This is a genomic window from Allobosea sp. P1_A7 (assembly GCF_056406775.1).
Window position 1 is genome coordinate 1 of sequence record NZ_JBFTZN010000519.1, and the last position, 1,916, is coordinate 1,916.

At 64.6% G+C, this 1,916-nt stretch carries 2 protein-coding genes; one reads left to right on the top strand and one right to left on the bottom strand.

Going from position 1 to position 1,916, the window contains the following annotated elements; genetic code table 11:
- Positions 1-160, bottom strand: a 160-nt coding sequence (locus AC1D34_RS37165) for a DUF3126 family protein (RefSeq protein ID WP_476826975.1), incomplete at its 3' end; no start/stop codon positions are given.
- 204 nt (positions 161-364) lie between these two features.
- Between AC1D34_RS37165 and AC1D34_RS37170 the strand changes: the two genes are divergently transcribed.
- Positions 365-1,741 (top strand): serine hydrolase domain-containing protein, encoded by a 1,377-nt coding sequence (locus AC1D34_RS37170; protein WP_476826974.1) that lies wholly within the window; start codon positions 365-367, stop codon positions 1,739-1,741.
- The last annotated feature ends 175 nt before the right edge of the window (positions 1,742-1,916 follow it).

Here is a 1,916-nt window from a genome sequence, read left to right on the forward strand (position 1 = left end):
GGCCATCCTCGTCGTCGACATGGATGATGCCGATGAACTCTTCACCCAGATAAACCTCGGCGGAATCGGTCTTCTTCATGCGCGCCCGCACGCTGATGCCATGATTGGCGAAGGTGCGCCGAAGATAGGCTTCGAGCTTGGCGAGTTCTGTCTTGTCCACTGGTTGGTCCTTTCAGAGTGGCGGGACGGATGCCATGGCCGGGCTGCGAGGGCAAGCGAAACGCTGTCACGCCCGCGTTCAACCTGAGATCCGGGCCTCGCGCTGCGTCACGCTCGCATGGCAGCGCTTGCTCCTGCATATCTGCCGCCCTCGCGGTGATCGTGCCATGTTCCATCCCCCACATCGCCAATGATGGATTGCCCGATGACGCCCTGGCTGCCCGCTGCCCTGAATTATGTCTCGAGCTGGCTCGAATTCCAGCGCCGCCATCACGATCAGCCGGGCTGCGCCGTGGCCATCGCGAGCGGCCAGAAGATCGTCCTGGAGGCTGCCTTCGGCAGCGCCGACATCGAGACCGGAGAAGCGTTGACGCCGCGCCACGGCTTTCGCATCGCCTCGCATTCCAAGACGTTCACGGCAGCCGGGATCCTGCGACTGGTCGAGGCGGGCCGCATCAGGCTCGATGACAAGGTCGGTAGCTTTGTCACCGGCCTGCATCCTGACGTCGCCGCCGTGACCCTGGCGCAACTGCTCTCGAACAGCGCCGGCCTGACCCGAGATGGCGCCGACAACGGCCAGTTCTTCGACCGCAAGCCCTATCTCAGCAAGGACGAGTTGCTCGCCGATCTCTCGGTTGCGCAGCCCTTTCCGCCCTCGCAGCGCTTCAAATACTCGAACCATGGCTTCGGCCTTCTCGGCCTCGTCATCGAAGCCGTGGCGGGCCAGGCCTATCGTGACTGGATTGCCGCCGAGGTCGTCGCACCTGCGCAACTCAGCGAAACCCGCCCTGATATCGGGCTCTGGGCAGACCGCCCCATGGCCAAGGGTCATAGCCCCAGAATGCCTCTTGGGCGCAGGGTGGTCATTCCCGGAGACAACCCCGGACACGGCATGACCTCCGCCGCCGGCTTCGTGGCTACTGCCGCAGACGTCGCGCGTTACTTCGCGCAGCTTTCACCGCAGGCAGAGCGCAGCATCCTGTCGCCGCTCAGTCGCCGCGAGATGAGCCGCCGTCTCTGGCCCGACGACGAAGCCAGTCTTGGCCGCCATTACGGCCTTGGCACGATTTCCGGCGGACATGGCGACTGGAAATGGTTCGGCCATTCCGGTGGTTTCCAGGGCTTCATCACCCGTACCGTCGTCCTGCCGAAGCAGGACCTGACGATCTCGGTCCTGACCAATGCCATTGACGGGTTGGCCCATCAATGGCTCGACGGCATCCTCCACATCGTCCGGACATTTTCCGATGAAGGTGGYCCCTCGCCCGAGACGGAAGGCTGGGTTGGGCGCTGGTGGAGCATCTGGGCCTGCGGCGATCTCGTCCCCGTCGGCAACAAGGTGCTCTGCGCCAGCCCGGCCCTCTTCACGCCCTTTCTCGACGCGGGGGAGATCGCGGTCGAGGCTCCTGACCAGGGTCGCCTGAGCAAGGCGTCGGGCTTCAACAGCCCGGGTGAGACAGCACGCCTGGTCCGCGACAGCACCGGCGCAATCGAGTCGATCTGGCTCGGCGGCGCGCATCTCGTCTCCGAGGCTGCGCTGCGCGCCGAGATGCTTGATCGCTATGCGAAGCGCAGCGGCTAGGAGCCCGTCCGAGTAATCCTCTGGACCGGGTGGCTTCGGGATGATTCACTGGCTCATGGCCAAAGTGTTTCGCTCTTGGGATGTCGATCAGGGCTGGCTTTTGCCGCCTTCGCTGCATGAGTTCGTGCCGCCCGGTCACCTGGCGCATTTCGTCCGTGACACGGTGCGCGAAGGG